Raw genomic sequence first — 18,850 nt, forward strand, 5'->3', positions numbered from 1 at the left:
ATTGGCCTTGATGATGGCTAATTTTTCTTATTTTTTACTGATAAAAGAAAAACTGGATCATATTTTTCAAAAAGTCATGAAAAATATGATCCAGTTTATTTATTGGCGGGACTTATGTCCCGGCCTCTTTCGATATTGTTATTTTTCAGTAATATCCTTGTTGAAATATTTCATTGAAATTTTCTTAAGTTGACCATTCTTCCGCAATGCATTAAGGGCCTTGTTTGCTTCCTTTTGAAGCTTGGTGTCCTTCTTGTTAAACATTGCTGAGATTTGAGCTGGTTCAGCTTCATCGTTAGTTAACTGACGGGCGTTCAAGCCAATTGTTGGTTGTTCACTTGAATAACTGTTCCAAGAGTCAACTGAGTTGATAGTTCCGTAAACTCGCTTTTGTTTAACTAAGTTAACACTATTCACGAACTCACCTGATGGAACGATTTGAGCCCCGTACTTCTTAGCAACCTGTTCGTTGTTAGTACCGGTACCCTCTGCAAACTTCTTACCCTTAATATCTTTGATATCCTTAACGTTTGTTCCAGCTCTTGTAACTAAAACATACTTAGAATAGATATAAGGATTTGAGAAGATGTAGCTCTTCTTTCTTTCAGGTGTAACGGTGATGTTATTTAAAACAACGTCGTACTTACCACTACCAAGTCCGGCAACCAAGCTATCCCACTTCGTTGGGACAAACTTAGCCTTGACCCCCATCTTCTTAGCCATTGCTTTACCAAGTTCAACTTCGAACCCAGTTAGCTTACCGTCTTTACGGTAAGAATATGGTGCGTATGTTCCTTCCAAACCAATCGTCAATTGATCACTCTGAACGAGGTCCTTTTTAAAACCACTACCGCTGTTTGAACCACATGCAGAAAGCGTAATTGCAACAATAAATGCTGCCCCCAATAATAGTAGTTTGGATAAATGTCTTCTGATTTTCATCTTTTCTTTCCTTTCCCAATTAAACATATTATTCAATATCATTAAACGTCATTGCATTAACGAACCCATTGATTCGTTCATTATCCGAATTAAAGAAGTCTTCAACCGGTCCGTCAAATAATACTGAACCATCCTCAATAAATAATACCTTGTTTGCTACCTGTCTGGCAAAGGCTAAATTATGAGTAACAATAATCATCGACTGCTCTTCTTCAGCAATTTTCATCAGAACCTTAAGCACCTCAAGCTCTAGCTCAGGGTCAAGGGCACTAGTTGGCTCATCCAGAAAAATATATTCAGGGTGCATCGCTAACGATCTGGCAATTGCCACTCGCTGCGACTGCCCACCAGATAACTCTGACGGATAAGAATCAGCTTTGTCCTTCAAACCGACCTTATCGAGCAATTCAATGGCCTCTTGTTCAGCTTCATCCTTACCCTTTTTAAGGACTTGGACTGGCCCTTCCATAACATTCTTCTTAACCGTTAAGTGAGGGAATAAATTATATCCTTGAAAAACCATCTCAGTTTTCTTCCGAATATCCAGAATCATCTTATCAGTGAGTGGTTTACTTAAATCAATCTTAGTATCATCAAAATCGTAGATTCCAGACTCTGGGTGCTCCAGAAAATTAAGCGACCGTAGCAGCGTTGACTTTCCAGATCCAGATGGTCCAAGAATTACGGTTGTTTTATTTTCAGGAAACGTCGTGGAGATATCCTTCAATACTTTAGTTCCGTTAAATGACTTGCTGATTTTTTCTAGTTTTAACATTGTAACCTCCTAATTAGCAGGAGTAACGTACCGTGACGTTACCTTTTCGAGGTATCCCTGTAACCACGTTAATATAGTACAGAAAACAGCATATACCAGTGCAACAAGCGTATACATCAGGAGTGGCTGGAAGTTTTCAGCGGCAATCTGCTGACTAACCTCAAACATTTCCACGATGGTGATGGATGCCGCCAGCGAAGTATCTTTCACCAAACTAATAAAGCTGTTTGAAAGTGGTGGCAGTGAAACGCGAATTGCTTGGGGTAAGATAATCCGTTTAAGGACCTGACTCTTAGTCATTCCAATCGAGTAAGCTGCTTCCCACTGACCCGTAGGAATTGATTGAATGGCTGCCCGAATAGTTTCTGAACAGTAAGCCCCGGTATTAAGTGAAAACGTTAAAATTCCGGCTGTCCATGGGTCCAACTTGATTCCTTCCGGAAATATCCCCTTAATTTTCAAGTATGGCAAACCAAAGTAAACAATGAATAACTGCACTAACAGTGGCGTGCTTCTAAACAACCATACATAGAACCTAAATATCCATTTAACGATCACAAACCAACCGCCCTTTGCGGATAACCTAACCAATGCCGTTGCCAAGGCAATTATTAGCCCAATAACAAACGAAATAACTGCAATTGGAATTGTGTACTTTAGCCCTGCAACAATCAACTGTGGTAGGGCATCCATAATAATCTTCCACATATCCTATTCCTCCTAAAAATTGGCAAAGAAAATCCGTCCCCGCACCTAAGTGCTGGGACGGATTTTCCGTGTTACCACCCATTTTCCCGCCTTTTACTGCTAGGCGGCTCCATGAATGGTATCGTGATTCCCACGTTTTCTAAGCTTGCACCTAAAATAATCACTCAGAGTTCATCTTCAGCTGCCCTTCATCCTTGCCCTCTCACTATCGGCAATCGCTTTTAGAATTACTAACCAACTTACTCTTCTCGTCACAGCGGTTCTTATTAAAAGTAATTGAAATATAAAAGTAGCGTACAACATAAATAGCAGAGTGTCAACGCCATGACCGCATTTTAAATTAGTGACCCAAACCAGAAGTAAAACCAGATACCAAACTGTAAAGTTCAGGAATAATCACCCCAATAAAAACAACAATCCCCCAGGATACTGAACTTTTTGTCAGGGTATGATTTACTTGTTTCCAATTAAGAGATGTTAAAAAGCCAATTACGGCAATCCACCGAATTCCACCACCCACAAAATCGTACAGGCTGTACTTTACCCGAAACAACATCAGAAAAATAAATAATATTATAGTAAGAATACTTCCAAAAAGAACAATCTTTTTAGTTTTTGAAATTTTATGGCTAGCTGATAATTTATCCATCAAGTCCTCGTCTCCTCTAATTAGCGAATCAATTGAAAGGTTAAATAAATCACTTAATTGGATTACGCCCGCAATTGTTGGTAGTGAGCTACCACTCTCCCACCTAGATATGGATTGTCTAGAAATAAACATCCTATCAGCCAAGTCTTGCTGAGACCAACCCTTAAGCTTGCGTTGTTGCTTCATTTGTTCACCAATTGTCATAATTTGCCTCCCGTTTATTTTATTCTGATCAAACCTTAGCCAAAATGAAAGCACATATGGTGAGCATTCCGGATTTAGGACGAAAAAACCGGAAACTAGTAGGTTGGCGGTTCTCAATTCTTTATTCTACACTAAAAAAGCCTACCCACCAGAATCACTTCCAGTAGATAGGCCAAATATATCAATTAATCATCATCTTCAACGACATCTTCTTCTACCCAATATTTAGTGGCTTTTGAACTTGATGAAAAACGAATTCGATAATACTCCTCAGTATCATAATCATCATCGTCGTCATCCCGCTCGTAAACAACCGCCTTCTTATCAACGTAGATTCGTTTGCCTTCTCTCGCCTTAACTTTCTTCCAACTGTACGTCTTGTTCTTCTTAGTTCCAGGAACATACTTATACAGCTTCGAGTCATCGTAGTCATCATCTAAAGTTGCTTTGAACTTAACAGTCTTGTATTTTACCTTGTTGGTGGAACGTGAGTAACTTAGTTGCTCCGTATTCGGTTCAACGTCGTTAGTGACTGTCTTAGAAACAGTTATTTTTTCATCTTTAAGACCGGCTTGATCGCCACCATCACTTGATTTCGAACCGCAACCGGTCACCCCAATTCCAACAAACAACAATAAAGTCAATAAGAGAACTTTCAATTTCATTTCCAGTTTTCCTCCGGCTAATATTTGGTAAGGCAATAGTAACCGGAAACCATTAGGTTCGCAATTTTAAACTCCGAGGATTTAACTAAACCGTCACTGCTGTTTTATCAGCTACGTTAGCTCCTTGTTTATGGTACTTTCTCATCATTTCCGCCATGTGAACCTCATGGGTAACAAATTCATGAGTCCGGCAAACGTAATCATTCTCACGACCAATTTTAGCAATATACCCGTTGATGTAATCAACTTCTGTTGGGCGACCCTTGGAGAAGTCTTGATACATTGATGGGTAATGGTACTTGTATTCCTGACTCACGGTGATTACTGATTCCACCTGCTCTTGGCGGGTTGCGATTAAGTGAATTCCAGCTCTGTCACATGCATCGTATGCTTCATCAAATAATTGACGAGCCATATCGCGAACTCCCTCATACTCAATAAACTGACCCATTTGCATTTCAAACATCGTACATAATGTGTTGGTTACCGCATTAAATAGCACTTTGGACATACACATTCCCATATAATCTGGAGCAAAAATTGGGTTTAATCTGGCTGCCTTAAAATCTTCAGCTACTTGGCGGGTAACTTCATCAGGTCCCTCACCGTTATACCGAGCCATATGCATTTCTTCGGTACCAACCTCACCCATAAAATCAACGTTAGCTGGACCATCCATTCTAGTAGCAATCATCGCAGTTCCACAGATGATGTGATCAGCAGGGAAATATTCAGCAATTTTTTCAAAGTGACCAAACCCATTCATTGCTGAAAAGACGTATTGATCATTGTGGAAAATACCTGCTTCATTATCCCGAGCCATTTCTTCAGCTAATTGCATTTGCTTTTTGAACACAATCCAAACATCAGGATGACCATTGTATTCTTCTGGATAATAAATATTGATTGGAACAATTTTTCGATTTTCATGGTCTCGGGCCACAGAAACCCCATTCTGTTCCCGAACCTTTTCAACGTTTGGCTCCCATGTGTCGATGAAATCTACATCAACGCCAGCGTTCTCTTGTAACATTACTCCATACCTATATCCCATTGCTCCTGCGCCAATAATTCCATACTTCATGTGAACCACACTCCCTTTTATTTTTTATTTAATTCGACTAAAAAACGCCCCTTGGCCTGATAGCCAAGGGACGTTAGTTTTACGTGATACCACCCATTTTTAAGTCACCCTCACGGATAACTCCTCATTCCGTACAGCATTGCTGCGATACGTTGCACGATAATGGGTGCACCCCGCTCACCTCGAAAAGTGAACCAATTTGGAAGATCTTTAAATCAAATAGTCTTGAGGTCCTCACACCACCGAACCCTCTCTTGGTAAAACTATTCGACCACTCCATCAACCAGATAACTTAGTCGAATTAAATTGTTGCAAGTAGTGTAACTCACTCAAAATGATAATGTCAACACTTTTTCTAATTTTATTTTAACTTCATTAAACGGAAACCGCCAATTGGAAACCGCAAACCAGGTTTTAGCCATGATCTATTCATAAAATTAATAACAACTTAACCACCTCAATAATCTTTATGTTGTAAAATGAATATGTATTGGAGGGGTATTATGATTAAAAAATTACTCAAAGGAACAGCATTAATTGCCACTGTGTTTGGTTTACTAGCTACTACCAACCTAACCACGCAAGCGGCAAAGTCACAAACGAGCAACAATTCATACCAAGTAGTTTCAAAAAAGTGGTTGCGAAGCGGTACCTACACGCCATACCATACCACATCCACCACTAAGAACATTTACCTGTGGAATGGTACTCATACTAAGAAACGAGCAAACCTCAAGAACTACAAGGGGTACTCATGGATTAAAAAGATCAACGTAACGCTACGCCACAATGGCAAGAACTACCTGTACTATTACGTCGACGCTTATCGAGACACTAAGACGTATAAAAACGTTAGCGGGCTAGTATATAGTGGATCAGTTAAGGCTGGCCTTAACCCTAGCTTTTCTGGCACCTTTCCAATTGATGTCAATTACTTCAAGAGTTTGTCCGAATACAATAGCTACATCAAGAAATCTAAGTCACAATCACTCACTAGGGGCATTCTAAAACTGTTCCCTAACACTAAAGTTAGCTTGGAACTTTCTCAAAACGCCGTGTTCTTTAGTCCAACTACAAGTATTCAAAGTCGTTACAGTGAAATCCTGCGACCTCGACACGTAGATGATTTTCTTAATAACGGCAAGGGTGATAAGATGACTACCGCTCAGCGAGTGGCTGCTATTAAACAAGCATTAGCTGATGATGGCTACACAACCAATAAGTTAAAAGACTTATCGGGATATGAACTAGGTATTTACCTAACTAATTACCAATCAAGAGCTAGCCAAAATGATGATCCAATTCAGGGAATTATTTTGGGTAAATTAAAATAATTTGATTAAGTAAATAAGCATCAGCAGATGGGACTGTCATTGTCCTAGCCACTGATGCTTATTTTTTTACCCCAATATTTACTACACCTTACTCTTTTCGTATAGAAAGAACAGGTAGGCAACTACCACAACTGCCACACTAGTCAAAAAGTACTTAATAAACGCTTGTTGAACCGCCACCTAGCCTCAATCAGTGCCCCTACTAGCCCAGCAATGATTGGGATTAAAATATAGCCAATTATTTCCATAATTTTCTCCGTTTCCATAAAAAAAGAATCACATATTCTCAGGGAAAATGCAATTCTCACTAGGCTAAACGCCAACAACCTCTATGCTACTGGTCGCTGCTTTATTTATGTTTTTGTACAACTCGGCAATCGTCTTTTCGTAATCTTCGTTAGCAACCCCAATTACTAGTTTGATGTCAGCTCCTTCTTGAACCACCATTTGAACCTTGATATTGCTCTTGTCCAAAAGCTCAAGAATTCGACCCGCCAATGCTGGGTGTTCGCTCAGGTTTGCGGAAACGGCAGCCACTAGCGCTACGTCTCGTTGAAGTTCAATTTCATCAACCTCGACCGCATCCTTGATAGCAGTCACGATGCTGTTCAGCTGACCCATCGATCCATCAAACTTCACTAGCAGACTAAATGCATCAGTCCCTGATGGCAGGTAATTGTATTCAACCCCGAACTGAGCAACAACTTTTAGGGCCTCTTGAATGATATCCATCCGCCGACTAAGTTGATGTTTCTTGATTGAAATAATTACGTAACCCTTCTTACCAGCAATTCCAGTCACCAATTGGTTTGAACTGCTGACTACTGAAGATGCAACCAGGGTGCCTCCCTCTTCGGGCGCGTTTGTATTGAGAACCGCAATCGGAATGTTCTTATCCCGAGAAGGTTGAATAGCTTCTTCTTGGAAAACGCTGATTCCCATGTATGACAGTTCCTGCAACTCTGCGTATGTTAGCTCATCAATTTTACGTGAATGATCAATGATGTTTGGATCAGCAACCTTGATTCCAGAAACATCAGTCCAGTTCTCGTATAGGTTTGCGTTTAATAGGTTTGCTAAGATTGAACCAGTAATATCGCTACCACCACGGGGCATCAAATGAACATTCCCCTGTTCGTCACGACCGTAGAAACCAGGAACCAAAATTCGCTCACCAACATGATAGTAGTTTGCTAATGCTTGATTTGAGGCAACCAAGTCAACTTCATTCCCATCGAAAATCATAAAATCTTGAGGATCAACAAACTTAAAGCCAAGATAATCGGCCATCATCATCCCCGTTAAGAATTCACCCCGAGACACGATGTAGTCATACGTCGCTCCGGGAATTTCATTACTAATTTTCTCAAGTTTTGATTCGATATTTACGCTAAGGCCAAGTTCTTCCTTGATTGCCAATAATCTGGCCTTTACTTGGGCAAATACTGGTTGAAAATCTTCGCCTGATTGTCTTAATTGGTAAACTCGAATCAGTAAATCAGTTACCTTCACGGTCTGGTCTTTCCACTTACCGGCGGCGCTCACAACAACTACTTGCCGCCGTTCATCCGCTTCAACGATTGCTTTTACTTTTTTAAACTGGCCAGCGTCCGCTACCGAACTACCGCCGAACTTTGCAACTTTCATTTTATTAGTGCCCCCCCTCGGTCAGGCAAACTCGCCATAAATGCTAATTCATCTCGTTTAAGGACTTCTACCATCAAATCGTGCATCTTACCAACTGGAATATCATCTACCCGAAGGTAATCATCCTTCATTTCTTGGTGATAACCCTTGAAGATATCAGTGATATTAACCTCAGCTCTCACAATATAGTCGCTTCTAGTTAAGTTATCATCAAATTCTAGGCTACTACTGAAATCACGAGTTAGATGTTCCTTGTTTTGATAGATATCCAGAATATCTTGAATCACTGCGTTTGCTGTTGGAAACTGACCAGCTCCCTGGCCCATAAACTTCAGTGTTCCAATTGTATCGCCGTGCAGTGAGATCACATTATAGTTATCAGGAACGTTCGCTTCAATCTCCTCAGCTCTGCAAAGAGTTGGCTCAACCACGTAGTCAAACTTGCCATCCTTCTGGTTACTTTTTCCCATCAGCTTAACGGTAAGCCCCTTTTTACTGAAGTGCTTAATATCTTCCTCGGTGATGTTTCTAATTCCAAACACAGGTAACTTCTCATTTGGATAAACAAAGATGTCATAAGCAATGTCAGCACTAATACATAGTTTGTTAGCAACATCTAATCCATCAATGTCAGCACTAGGATCCGCTTCGGCATAACCCAACTGCTGGGCGTTTAGAAGTACATCGCTAAATGACCGTCCCGTCTTCTTCATCTGATCAAGGATGTAATTGCTGGTTCCGTTGAAGATTCCGGTAATCTTATCAACCTTATCAACGCGAAGAGCCCTTTCAAGCCCTTGAATCCAAGGAATTCCACCACCAACACTTGATTCGAAGTAAAACTTAACGCCATTTTCGGCAGCCACCCTTGAAAACTCATCCATATTACGGGCGATAACTGCCTTGTTAGCGGTAATTACATGCTTTTTATGCTTCAAGGCATCAATAATGTATTGCCGAGCTGGTTCAAGACCACCAATTACTTCAACCACCACATCGATGTCATCATCGTTAAGGATCTCGTCAAAGTCATCCGTCATTTCTGGTAAAGCAGCCTTTTTGTTTTTCCGAATCAGAATTTTCTTAACTGAGAGGTTCGCGGGTTGGCGGACAGATTTCTTAATAATCTCGTAGACTCCTGTCCCAACGGTACCAAATCCTAATATAGCAATATTCACAGCGACGACCTCCAATTAATTTTTGTTCATTAATATTAAACACTTGTTTTTTATTTGAATACAGATTATCATAGTAGTTACAGAAAAGCAAGGAGTATATATGCGATGAATAATTTTTATACCAGTACTAGAGATAATTCAGTGAAACTCTCAGCTAAAGAAGCAATTAAAAAGGGATTTTCAGACGATAAGGGGCTATTTGTCCTTCCAAATATTAATGAACTCAAGATCGATATGAGTAATCTTTCTTCATTAAGTTATCAGGATATTGCCAAACTCGTTTTGCATAAACTGCTCCCTGACTTTAGTGAGGAAGAAATTCAGGATAGCGTAAGTAACGCTTACGATGGTAGTTTTGATGACGACCGCATCACTCCGGTTGAACAATTACCTGGATTCAACGTCCTTGAATTATTTCACGGACCAACCAGTGCCTTTAAGGATGTTGGTTTACAATTACTACCCCAATTAATGAAACATTCTTTGGATGAAAACAACCAAGTAATGATTTTAACCGCTACTAGTGGTGACACTGGTAAGGCCGCCCTCGAAGGGTTTAAGGATCAACCCCACATGGGAATCGTTGTCTTCTATCCAGACGGTGGGGTTAGTGAAATCCAAGAACTTCAGATGAAGACCACCACTGGTAACAATACTAAGATAACCGCCATCAAAGGAAATTTTGATGACGCCCAAACCAACGTCAAGCAGCTGTTTAACGATGACAAACTCAAAGCGGAAATCGGTCCAAGCGTTTCCCTTTCGAGTGCTAACTCAATCAACATCGGTCGGCTGATTCCTCAAATTGTTTACTACTTCGATTCATACAAGCAACTAGTCAATAAGGGGACAATCAACGTTGGTGACCAAGTGAATTTCACCGTGCCAACTGGAAATTTTGGCGATGTTTTAGCAGGTTACTATGCTAAGATGCTTGGCCTACCCGTGAAGAAGTTCGTTGTGGCAAGTAACGAAAACAACGTCCTAGCTAAATTCTTTAGCCACGGTGTTTACGACCGTAATATGCCGTTCTTTAAAACAGTTGCCCCAAGTATGGACATTCAAATTTCAAGTAACTTTGAACGACTTCTCTACTATAAGAGTGGCGAAGATTCAAACTACGTTGCTAAATTAATGAACGAACTGGAAACCACTGGTAAATATCAAGTTTCCGATGAGGTTTTCAACCGAATCAAGGAAGATTTCTTCTTCGGTTACTCAACTGATGAGGATATTGAAAACTCAATCAAAAACGTGTTTGCTCAAGACCACTACCTAATGGATCCCCATACGGCTGCCGGTTATAAAGTGATGAAGGACTACCAACAAATCGACTCGGAAACACCAATGATTTTACTTAGCACCGCCAGTCCCTATAAGTTTATCGATGCTGTTAAACAGGCCGTACTGCCAGAAGCTACCGGAAGTACCCTCGAGATAATGAAGGCGATCCATGCCAAAACAGGAGCCAACATCCCAGCCAATGTGTTGGCAACCTGGGAGTTGCCTGTTCTTCATAACGATGTAATTACAAAGGAGCAAATGGAAGACTACGTTAATCAAAAGGTAAGGGAGGTATTCCATGATTAAAATTAAAGTACCTGCTACTAGCGCCAACATATCCGTCGGTTTTGATTGCTTGGGTGTTGCAGTTGCGTATTACTCAACGTTTGAATTCGATAAGTCGGCAACTAAGTTAGAAATCAGTGGTTGTGATCCTAAGTATCAGACAGCCGATAATCTGGTTTACCAAGCCTTTGAGCGTGGTTGCCAGTATCTTGAACAACCAGTTCCAAACGTTAGCATTAAAATTGATAGCGATGTTCCGGTTGCTCGTGGACTGGGAAGTTCAGCAGTTTGTATTGTCGCCGGACTAAGAGCAGCTAGTGCTTGGTTTAACGATGGCATCAGTGAAGCTGACTTGTTGATGCTGGCCACTGAAATGGAAGGCCATCCTGACAATGTGGTCCCTGCGATATTGGGTGGCTTACAGATGTCCTTTTTGGATAACGATGAGGTTCCCCAAGTCGTTAGTTACCAAATAAGTGATAAACTAAAATTCATCGCAATCATCCCTGACTATCCAGTCAGCACTGACGATGCCCGCGAAGCACTGCCAAAACAACTAAGTTATTCAGACGCCGTTAACCAAGTAAGTCACTTTGGGCTACTGATTCGCGCACTGGAAACTGGAAACCTTAGCCAGATAAAAATTGCGTTTAATGACAAAATGCACGAACCTTACAGATCAAAGTTGATCCCAGACTATGACTCTGTTAGCAATTCTGTAAACGAAAATTCGGGAGCCTTTTATATCAGTGGTAGTGGTTCAACCATGATGGCGATTGCAGATAATAACGATCAAGTTACCGCAATCACCACGGCCCTCCAAGAAAAACACCCAGAATGGCGCATCAATGAAGTAGCTATTGATAATACTGGGGTGGTTAGTGAGGTAATCGACAATGGAAAAGTACTTTATCGTTGATAGTTCAATTCTGCCAGACTCATTTGAAAAGGTAATTCAAGCAAGGCAGCTAATTGAGAGTGGTAAGTATAAAAAGGTTAGCGATGCAGTAAAACAAGTTGGTATCAGCCGGGGTACTTTTTATAAGTATAAGGATCTCGTCTTCCTACCTGAGGAGAACATGATGGACCGTAAGGCCGTTATCTCCCTTCTCCTTGAAAACGAACGGGGCGTCCTTTCCAAGGTTTTGATGACGATTTCAGACTGTGATGCCAGCGTCCTGACAATCAACCAAAATATTCCCATTCATAATGTAGCCAGCTTAGTTTTGTCATTAGATATTAGCCACATTCAAGCGACCATTGATGAATTAACAAGCCATATCAAGGAGATTCCGGGTGCAAGCAACGTTGCCCTAATTTCAATTGAATAGCTACAAAAAACCGGTAAGGAGTTCAAAGATGAATTCCTTACCGGTCTTTTATATTATTAATAAGTCAAATTTAGTTCCAGAATTGCCACCAGTGCTTTTTATCCTCACTGTCGGCTTGGTAGGCAGAATTGTTATCTGCCCGACCTGGTCTGTAATCGCTAGGGATATTGTCTTCCTTAGTTTCAATTGCCTTTGGTTGTGGTTGCTTATTTTCCAATTGCTTTAACTTGTTTTGGACATCAAGTTGTAACCGTTGAGATTGATCAAGTAATTGGTGCAATTCTGCAATTTGTTTGTCCTTTTGCTTGATCTGCTTTGCTTGTTCTTCAAGTTGTTCGGCTAACAACTTAGTTTCTTCTGCTGGCGCAGGTACGTTTGAACTAGCACTTGAATTACTTTTCTTAGCTGCTGAACTCTTAGGTGCAGTTTGCGTCTTTTCTTCAGTAGCCTTGCTATTTTCAAATTGATCCTTTAAAACTTTAACGCCATCATCGGTAATTAAAATTTTGTTTCCGTTTTTTTCAGTATATGTATCCCGAAATTCGTCATCCATGTGTTTGCGAATTGCGGTTTTTGAAACGTCAAGTTCCTCTGCTAATTCTTTGATTGTTAAACTCATTGTTTTCGCCCCTCGAAGATAACTTTCTATTTTTTTCGTCCTTTTCATTATACGAACTAACAATGGAAACGGCAAACCTTTTTCGAAATTTATGGTAAACTACTTTCCTTCATTAAAATTTCATTAGAAATTCATTGACAATTTAATGAAAAATGATGTAAACTACTAAAAATGTCTAATTTTAATAGACTATCCTGCTCGCCCGTTTCTTTTGGGCCTAAATATTGGTAACCTAGTTAAGTTATCAGTTTTTAAAAATATGATTGGAGTGTTTATATGAGCAAGTTAACTGAACGAATGTTTAGAAAGGAAGACCCCGCCGTCTATGAGGATAAGGATTCTCATTTGATTCGAAGCCTGACAACAAAAGACTTCCTAGCATTAGGAGTTGGAACGATCGTTTCCACTTCAATCTTTACCCTTCCCGGAGTGGTTGCCGCTCAACACGCTGGTCCTGCCGTTGCTCTCTCATTTGTGGTTGCCGGTATCGTTGCTGCGTTGGTTGCGTTCGCTTATGCTGAAATGTCCGCTGCTATGCCATTCGCCGGTTCAGCTTATTCTTGGATCCACGTGGTTTTCGGAGAATTCTGGGGCTGGATCGCCGGTTGGGCCCTTCTTGCCGAATACTTCATTGCCGTGGCCTTTGTTGCTTCAGGACTTTCAGCCAATCTCCAGGGACTAATTAGTCCGATTGGTTTAAAACTGCCAGCTTACCTTTCTTCCGCATCAACGGGAACAAACGGTGGAATGATTGACCTAATTGCAATCATTGCTGGAATTTTAGTTGCTATCTTGCTATCACGTGGAGCATCATCAACCGCCAGAGTTGAAAACACACTGGTTGTCCTTAAAGTTATTGCTATTTTAGTATTTATCGTTGTTGGCTTAACAGCGATCCACGTTCAAAATTACGTACCATTTATTCCAGACTACAAGGTAAACGCAGCTGGCTCTGCATTTGGTGGTTGGCAAGGAATCTACGCCGGGGTTTCCGAAATTTTCCTTGCATATATTGGATTTGATTCCATTGCAGCTAACTCGGCTGAGGCAAAGAACCCACAAAAAACAATGCCTCGTGGAATCTTAGGCTCATTACTAATTGCCGTTACATTGTTTATCGCCGTAGCGTTGGTACTAGTTGGAATGTTCCACTACTCCAAATACGCAAACAACGCTGAACCTGTTGGTTGGGCACTTCGTCAAAGTGGTCACGGAACCATTGCCGCCGTCGTTCAAGGAATTGCGGTCGTTGGTATGTTTACCGCCCTCATCGGAATGATGCTCGCTGGTTCGCGATTGCTATACTCGTTTGGTCGTGATGGTTTGCTTCCAAAATGGTTAGGAAAACTATCCCATAACTTACCAAACCGTGCACTAATTGTTCTTACAATTATTGGAATTACCTTGGGAGCTGTCTTCCCATTCGCATTCTTGGCTCAACTGATTTCAGCCGGTACTTTGATTGCCTTCATGTTCGTTTCTCTCGGCGTTTACGCATTGCGTCCTCGTGAAGGAAAGGACATCCAGATTCCTGCCTTTAGAATGCCACTATACCCAGTTCTGCCAGCCCTTGGTTTCATTGGCTCGCTAATCGTGTTTTGGGGATTGGATATTCAAGCAAAAACATACGCATTAGGTTGGTTTGTTCTTGGAACCATCGTTTACTTCATCTACGGCTACAGCCATTCAAACGCTGGTAGAGAAGAGTAGTTAAATATCGTTTTATACCGCAGGGAGTGAACTAGGAAATAATGGTTCACTCCCTTTGTGCAATTTAAGACCCACAAATTAAGGAGTGATTTTATGAATGACCTATCAAAAGCTTCAGCTCTTATTGACCGCGAAAACCAGTACTTCGCAGATTGTGGCCGAATCGACTACTTCGACCTTGTTATTGATCATGCTCATGACGCAACTCTTGTTGATGTTGATGGCAATGAATATTTAGACTTACTTGCAAGTGCTTCAGCAATCAACGTCGGCCACACCCAGGAGAAAGTGGTTAACGCAATTACCGAGCAGGCAAAGAAGTTAATTCATTACACTCCGGCATACTTTCACCATACCCCAGGGATCGAGCTAGCAGAACGATTAGCCAAAATTGCCCCCGGAGATAGCCCAAAGCGAGTTAGTTTTGGATTATCAGGCTCTGATGCTAATGATGCCATTATCAAGTTCTCGCGGGCTTATACTGGCCGCCAATACATCGTCTCATTCATGGGCTCATATCACGGATCAACTTACGGGTCCATGAGTTTATCTGGTACCAGTCTTAACATGACTCGCAAGATGGGGCCAATGTTACCAGGTGTCGTCCACGTTCCCTATCCTGACCTATACCGGCGACTTCCAGGTGAAACGGAACACGACGTTGCAATTCGCTATTTCAATTCGTTCAAAGCACCGTTTGAATCTTTCTTACCTGCAGATGAAACTGCCTGCGTTTTGATTGAACCAATTCAGGGTGACGGTGGCATCGTCAAAGCACCGGAGGAATTCATGCAGTTGGTTTATAAATTCTGTCACGATAACGGAATTCTCTTTGCGGTTGATGAGGTTAACCAGGGGCTTGGTCGTACTGGAAAAATGTGGGGCATCGAACAATACGACAATATCGAACCTGACTTAATGTCAGTTGGTAAATCAATCGCATCTGGGATGCCACTAAGTGCAGTTGTCGGTAAGAAGGAAATTATGGAAAGTCTTGATGCTCCAGCTCATGTTTTCACTACTGCCGCTAACCCAGTTTGCGTTGCAGCATCCTTAGCAACCCTAGACTTACTTGACGAGAATGATTTGGTAACCAAATCGGCAACTGATGGCAAGTTCGCGAAAGCTCAGTTTGAAGCTCTTCAAAAAAAGCACCCCATGATTGGTGATATTAGAATGTGGGGTCTTAATGGCGGAATTGAAATTGTTAAGGATCCTGAAACCAAGGAGGCTGATTCCGAAGCCGCTACTAAGTTGATTTATTACGCCTTCCAACATGGAGTCGTTATGATCACCCTCTGTGGCAATATTCTTCGTTTCCAGCCACCTTTGGTAATCACCAGAGATGAACTCACAAAAGCCTTCAAAGTACTCGACGATGGTATGACAGCCGTTGAAAACGGAACTGCCAAACTCCCCCAAACTGACGGTGAAATTGGCTGGTAATTAAATAAATCTAAAGTAAAACTCCCATTTTTTTGAAATAAAGTGGGAGTTTTTAATATACTTGAAGTTAAAGAAAGGATGATTTTATGAAAGCAATTGGGTACGACCAACATCTTCCAATCAACGATGCAAACAGTTTATTTGACTTCGAAACAGAAACCCCGAAGACCACGGGGCACGATATCCTAGTAAAAGTTGCCGCGGTTTCAGTTAATCCCGTTGATATTGCAGTCCGGACAAACAACGAACCCCTAACCGAACCAAAAATAATCGGTTGGGATGCGGTGGGAACCGTTGCGGAAATTGGTGATCAAGTTTCTCTCTTCAAAGTCGGTGATCGGGTCTTCTACGCTGGCTCGTTTATTCGTCCCGGCAGTAACAGTGAATTCCAGCTTGTCGATGAAAGAATCGTCGCTCAGGCCCCTGCAACTCTCGATGACGCTCACGCAGCAGCAATGCCACTAACATCGCTAACTGCATGGGAGGCACTATTTGAGCAGATGGGAATTGACCCGAAGAACCCAACCGCAAACCAAGGTAAAACCCTGCTTATCAATAACGGAGCTGGCGGTGTTGGTTCAATTGCCACCCAGTTGGCAAAATGGGCCGGTTTAACGGTCATTTCATCAGCATCCAGACCAGAAACCATTCAGTGGACTGAAGAACACGGAGCGGACTTTACCGTCGATCATCACAAGTCATTTGTCCCTCAAATTAATAATCTTAACTTTGACAACGTTGATTATATCCTTGATTTAAAGGGACTCGATCAGCATTGGAATGAATTTGCCGAGCTAATCGCCCCCAGTGGTAAAATCGTTTCGATAACCGGTAACCAAAAACCACTTGATTTGAGTGTTTTGAAGCGAAAACGAGCAACGTTTGCTTGGGAATGGATGTACACCAAATCATATTACCAAACGGCCGATATGATCAGCCAGCACAACATCCTCGCCCAAATTGCCACAATGCTGGATAAGGGAACAATTACTAGCACACTGACCAAAACTCTAACGCCCATTAACGCTGAAAATATCCGCCAGGGACACGCTCTTGTTGAATCTAACAAAATGATTGGTAAAGTTGTGATAACGAACGATTAGTTCCATCTTTATAAAATCGTTCATAATTGCTACAATAAAATTAACTATTGAATACCAAAGGAGAATATCATGGCTAACTATCAAAACAAAGTTTATCTTGCTTCTCCCTTTTTCTCTGAGGGCCAAAAAAACCGGATCAAAGAAGTTGTTTCATTGTTAAAACAGAACCCAACGATCGATTCAGAGGGGATCTTCCTTCCAGAAGAGCACCAATTTGAATCGGAACCATTTGGATCATTTAAATGGCAGGACGCTGTTTTTGCCTCAGACATGCGTCAAGTCCACAAGGCAGACGTTGTAGTTGCCATTCTTGATTACCAAATGGAAGAAGGCAATCCAGAACCAGATTCAGGAACTATCTTTGAAATCGGGGCTGCCTTCGAAAACAAGACCCCCGTGATCATGGTGCAATTTGAGGCTGGTAACAAGCTGAACTTAATGTTGGCAAGAAGCTATACTGCATTCTTCAATGGTGAGGAAGACATTCAATCCTTGAAAATTTATGATTTTAACGAATTACAACAGAAGTATACCGATAAGGACGTTCTGTAATAAACCGCAAACCAATTTCTGGTTTGCACTTTGCTAAATATGTCGGCACCGCAAAAAGCGACAAACTAACCAAATGCTCACAAGATCGATGTGAACTAGATTAGTTTGTCGCTTTTTGTAGTTTAATGGCTAACTGTTTTTTCACTGATTGGCATTTCCATTCGCTCTTTCTGGTTTTCCAACAATCCGATTGCGTTCTTAATTAAGAACGGTGCAATAATCGTTGTCATGATGATCACCAATATAATATCTGAGTAGTATGTGGAGGATAATAACCCTGCCGAAAAACCAATTTGAGCTGTAATCAGACCCATCTCACCTCTTGAAATCATCCCTGATCCCACCAAATAGCTACTCTTAAGCGAATAGCCATTGATGAGTGATCCCAAGCCACAACCGAGAACTTTGGTCAGACAAGCGAGAATTGTCAGAATAATCACAAACCCCAACGATTGATTCAAATGGGCAAAGGTCATCTTTAATCCAATACTGGTAAAGAAAATCGGCACGAAAACCGAGTACCCAATCGCCTCAATATGCTCAGCAATCTTTTTGTGTTCCGTCGTTTGAGCAACAGCAATTCCACCAAAGAAGGCCCCAACTGCTCCGCTCAAGCCAAACTTTTCCGCCATCCACGCCATGAATAAGCAGATAACCATGCAGACGATTGTGGGGCTGGCTGCCATCAGTAGTTTATCAGCGATACTGGTTAGGTAAGGAACAATCCATTTAATCATGAAGAACGTCGCTATCACGAAAGTTATCTGCCCGGCAAACATCAAACCAAACTTCTGCCAGTTATTCTGACCACCAGTACTAGTTCCCATCAATGAAACTAAAATCGATAACAACACAACCCCAATGATATCATCAGCAACCGCCGCTCCAAGAATTGTCGCCCCTTCCTTTGTGTTTAAGGAATGGTAATCCTTCAGAACCTCAATACTAATTGAAACGGACGTTGCACTAAATACCACCCCGATAAATAATGCATCAAAATTGTTAAATCCAAATCCAACCGCTGTAAGGCCGATCAAAACAACTGGAACAATTACCCCAACAACCGCAACAATCACCGCTGGTTTTAAATACTTCTTCAATAGCGTCAAGTCACTCTCGAGCCCGCCAATAAACATCAGAATGATAACCCCGATATTCGAAAACTCGCTTAGAACGGCAGTCTGATGGACAATCCCTAATACGGCCGGACCAACAATAATGCCAGCTAGTATTTGACCAATAACTGCGGGAATCTTAAACCGGTTTGCAAGGTGACCTGCTAACGTTGACACCACCAGCAGTAGACATAGTATCCCAACAAACTCCATTTAATG

At 41.5% G+C, this 18,850-nt stretch carries 18 protein-coding genes; 8 read left to right on the top strand and 10 right to left on the bottom strand.

The annotated features are described in order from the left end of the window. Positions 1–138: 138 nt before the first annotated feature. The 6 genes from QOW94_RS06755 to QOW94_RS06780 all read right to left on the bottom strand — a co-directional run bounded on the left by QOW94_RS06755 (position 139) and on the right by QOW94_RS06780 (position 5,027). On the bottom strand, positions 139–942 hold the full coding sequence (locus QOW94_RS06755; protein WP_283679555.1) for a transporter substrate-binding domain-containing protein: 804 nt from the start codon (positions 940–942) through the stop codon (positions 139–141). Between the two features lie 28 nt (positions 943–970). Further along, positions 971–1,717 (bottom strand): amino acid ABC transporter ATP-binding protein, encoded by a 747-nt coding sequence (locus tag QOW94_RS06760; RefSeq protein WP_283679556.1) that lies wholly within the window; start codon positions 1,715–1,717, stop codon positions 971–973. 9 nt (positions 1,718–1,726) lie between these two features. Continuing rightward, positions 1,727–2,425, bottom strand: coding sequence for an amino acid ABC transporter permease (locus QOW94_RS06765; protein WP_283679558.1), 699 nt, complete (start codon positions 2,423–2,425; stop codon positions 1,727–1,729). Between the two features lie 340 nt (positions 2,426–2,765). Then, complete coding sequence (locus QOW94_RS06770; protein ID WP_283679559.1) at positions 2,766–3,278, bottom strand: helix-turn-helix domain-containing protein; 513 nt, start codon at positions 3,276–3,278, stop codon at positions 2,766–2,768. Positions 3,279–3,463: 185 nt separating this feature from the next. Next, positions 3,464–3,943 carry a hypothetical protein gene (locus tag QOW94_RS06775; protein WP_283679560.1) on the bottom strand — a complete coding sequence of 160 codons (480 nt, stop codon included), beginning with the start codon at positions 3,941–3,943 and terminating at the stop codon, positions 3,464–3,466. A gap of 85 nt (positions 3,944–4,028) precedes the next feature. Beyond that, positions 4,029–5,027 (bottom strand): ketopantoate reductase family protein, encoded by a 999-nt coding sequence (locus QOW94_RS06780; RefSeq protein ID WP_283679561.1) that lies wholly within the window; start codon positions 5,025–5,027, stop codon positions 4,029–4,031. Positions 5,028–5,530: 503 nt separating this feature from the next. Here QOW94_RS06780 and QOW94_RS06785 point away from each other — a divergent pair. Further along, positions 5,531–6,361, top strand: a complete 831-nt coding sequence (locus QOW94_RS06785; protein WP_283679562.1) for a hypothetical protein — start codon at positions 5,531–5,533, stop codon at positions 6,359–6,361. A 312-nt stretch (positions 6,362–6,673) separates the two neighbouring features. Here the strand turns inward: QOW94_RS06785 and QOW94_RS06790 are convergent, their stop codons facing one another. Continuing rightward, a complete protein-coding gene (locus QOW94_RS06790; protein ID WP_283679564.1) occupies positions 6,674–8,008 on the bottom strand; it encodes an aspartate kinase in 1,335 nt (444 codons plus the stop codon). Beyond that, the gene (locus tag QOW94_RS06795; RefSeq protein WP_283679565.1) at positions 8,005–9,186 is read right to left on the bottom strand and encodes a homoserine dehydrogenase; all 1,182 of its coding nucleotides are present in this window, start codon (positions 9,184–9,186) and stop codon (positions 8,005–8,007) included. The genes QOW94_RS06790 and QOW94_RS06795 overlap by 4 nt, the downstream gene beginning before the upstream one ends. A gap of 105 nt (positions 9,187–9,291) precedes the next feature. Between QOW94_RS06795 and thrC the strand changes: the two genes are divergently transcribed. Genes thrC through QOW94_RS06810 form a run of 3 tightly spaced genes read left to right on the top strand, consistent with a single transcriptional unit; the run spans position 9,292 to position 12,086 of the window. Continuing rightward, positions 9,292–10,776, top strand: coding sequence for a threonine synthase (thrC, locus tag QOW94_RS06800; protein ID WP_283679566.1), 1,485 nt, complete (start codon positions 9,292–9,294; stop codon positions 10,774–10,776). Then, on the top strand, positions 10,769–11,674 hold the full coding sequence (gene thrB, locus QOW94_RS06805; protein ID WP_283679567.1) for a homoserine kinase: 906 nt from the start codon (positions 10,769–10,771) through the stop codon (positions 11,672–11,674). Before thrC ends, thrB begins: the two co-directional genes overlap by 8 nt. Next, positions 11,652–12,086, top strand: a complete 435-nt coding sequence (locus tag QOW94_RS06810; protein ID WP_283679568.1) for an ACT domain-containing protein — start codon at positions 11,652–11,654, stop codon at positions 12,084–12,086. Before thrB ends, QOW94_RS06810 begins: the two co-directional genes overlap by 23 nt. A gap of 70 nt (positions 12,087–12,156) precedes the next feature. Here QOW94_RS06810 and QOW94_RS06815 read toward each other — a convergent pair whose 3' ends face one another. After that, positions 12,157–12,705: a replication protein B gene (locus QOW94_RS06815; protein WP_502867253.1), complete on the bottom strand. Its 549-nt coding sequence runs from the start codon at positions 12,703–12,705 to the stop codon at positions 12,157–12,159. A gap of 276 nt (positions 12,706–12,981) precedes the next feature. Between QOW94_RS06815 and QOW94_RS06820 the strand changes: the two genes are divergently transcribed. From QOW94_RS06820 to QOW94_RS06835, 4 genes are all read left to right on the top strand, one after another. Continuing rightward, positions 12,982–14,415: an APC family permease gene (locus QOW94_RS06820; protein WP_283679570.1), complete on the top strand. Its 1,434-nt coding sequence runs from the start codon at positions 12,982–12,984 to the stop codon at positions 14,413–14,415. Between the two features lie 93 nt (positions 14,416–14,508). Beyond that, positions 14,509–15,861, top strand: coding sequence for an aspartate aminotransferase family protein (locus QOW94_RS06825; protein WP_283679572.1), 1,353 nt, complete (start codon positions 14,509–14,511; stop codon positions 15,859–15,861). Between the two features lie 86 nt (positions 15,862–15,947). Further along, positions 15,948–16,964: a zinc-binding alcohol dehydrogenase family protein gene (locus tag QOW94_RS06830; protein ID WP_283679573.1), complete on the top strand. Its 1,017-nt coding sequence runs from the start codon at positions 15,948–15,950 to the stop codon at positions 16,962–16,964. Positions 16,965–17,033: 69 nt separating this feature from the next. Next, on the top strand, positions 17,034–17,516 hold the full coding sequence (locus tag QOW94_RS06835; protein WP_283679574.1) for a nucleoside 2-deoxyribosyltransferase: 483 nt from the start codon (positions 17,034–17,036) through the stop codon (positions 17,514–17,516). A gap of 122 nt (positions 17,517–17,638) precedes the next feature. Here the strand turns inward: QOW94_RS06835 and QOW94_RS06840 are convergent, their stop codons facing one another. Further along, positions 17,639–18,844 (bottom strand): cation:proton antiporter, encoded by a 1,206-nt coding sequence (locus QOW94_RS06840; RefSeq protein ID WP_283679575.1) that lies wholly within the window; start codon positions 18,842–18,844, stop codon positions 17,639–17,641. Between the last annotated feature and the right edge of the window lie 6 nt (positions 18,845–18,850).

Source organism: Lentilactobacillus sp. Marseille-Q4993 (assembly GCF_951230165.1).
Classification (GTDB): Bacteria; Bacillota; Bacilli; order Lactobacillales; family Lactobacillaceae; genus Lentilactobacillus.

Excerpts from the sequence above, each read along its gene's own strand:
- QOW94_RS06840 (WP_283679575.1), bottom strand. The coding sequence starts at position 18,844 with ATGGAGTTTGTTGGGATACTATGTCTACTGCTGGTGGTGTCAACGTTA.
- QOW94_RS06820 (WP_283679570.1), top strand. The coding sequence starts at position 12,982 with ATGAGCAAGTTAACTGAACGAATGTTTAGAAAGGAAGACCCCGCCGTC.
- QOW94_RS06765 (WP_283679558.1), bottom strand. The coding sequence starts at position 2,425 with ATGTGGAAGATTATTATGGATGCCCTACCACAGTTGATTGTTGCAGGG.
- QOW94_RS06760 (WP_283679556.1), bottom strand. The coding sequence starts at position 1,717 with ATGTTAAAACTAGAAAAAATCAGCAAGTCATTTAACGGAACTAAAGTA.
- QOW94_RS06785 (WP_283679562.1), top strand. The coding sequence starts at position 5,531 with ATGATTAAAAAATTACTCAAAGGAACAGCATTAATTGCCACTGTGTTT.
- thrB (WP_283679567.1), top strand. The coding sequence starts at position 10,769 with ATGATTAAAATTAAAGTACCTGCTACTAGCGCCAACATATCCGTCGGT.
- QOW94_RS06815 (WP_502867253.1), bottom strand. The coding sequence starts at position 12,705 with ATGAGTTTAACAATCAAAGAATTAGCAGAGGAACTTGACGTTTCAAAA.
- QOW94_RS06825 (WP_283679572.1), top strand. The coding sequence starts at position 14,509 with ATGAATGACCTATCAAAAGCTTCAGCTCTTATTGACCGCGAAAACCAG.
- QOW94_RS06775 (WP_283679560.1), bottom strand. The coding sequence starts at position 3,943 with ATGAAATTGAAAGTTCTCTTATTGACTTTATTGTTGTTTGTTGGAATT.
- QOW94_RS06790 (WP_283679564.1), bottom strand. The coding sequence starts at position 8,008 with ATGAAAGTTGCAAAGTTCGGCGGTAGTTCGGTAGCGGACGCTGGCCAG.
- QOW94_RS06755 (WP_283679555.1), bottom strand. The coding sequence starts at position 942 with ATGAAAATCAGAAGACATTTATCCAAACTACTATTATTGGGGGCAGCA.
- thrC (WP_283679566.1), top strand. The coding sequence starts at position 9,292 with ATGAATAATTTTTATACCAGTACTAGAGATAATTCAGTGAAACTCTCA.
- QOW94_RS06830 (WP_283679573.1), top strand. The coding sequence starts at position 15,948 with ATGAAAGCAATTGGGTACGACCAACATCTTCCAATCAACGATGCAAAC.
- QOW94_RS06770 (WP_283679559.1), bottom strand. The coding sequence starts at position 3,278 with ATGACAATTGGTGAACAAATGAAGCAACAACGCAAGCTTAAGGGTTGG.
- QOW94_RS06835 (WP_283679574.1), top strand. The coding sequence starts at position 17,034 with ATGGCTAACTATCAAAACAAAGTTTATCTTGCTTCTCCCTTTTTCTCT.
- QOW94_RS06810 (WP_283679568.1), top strand. The coding sequence starts at position 11,652 with ATGGAAAAGTACTTTATCGTTGATAGTTCAATTCTGCCAGACTCATTT.
- QOW94_RS06780 (WP_283679561.1), bottom strand. The coding sequence starts at position 5,027 with ATGAAGTATGGAATTATTGGCGCAGGAGCAATGGGATATAGGTATGGA.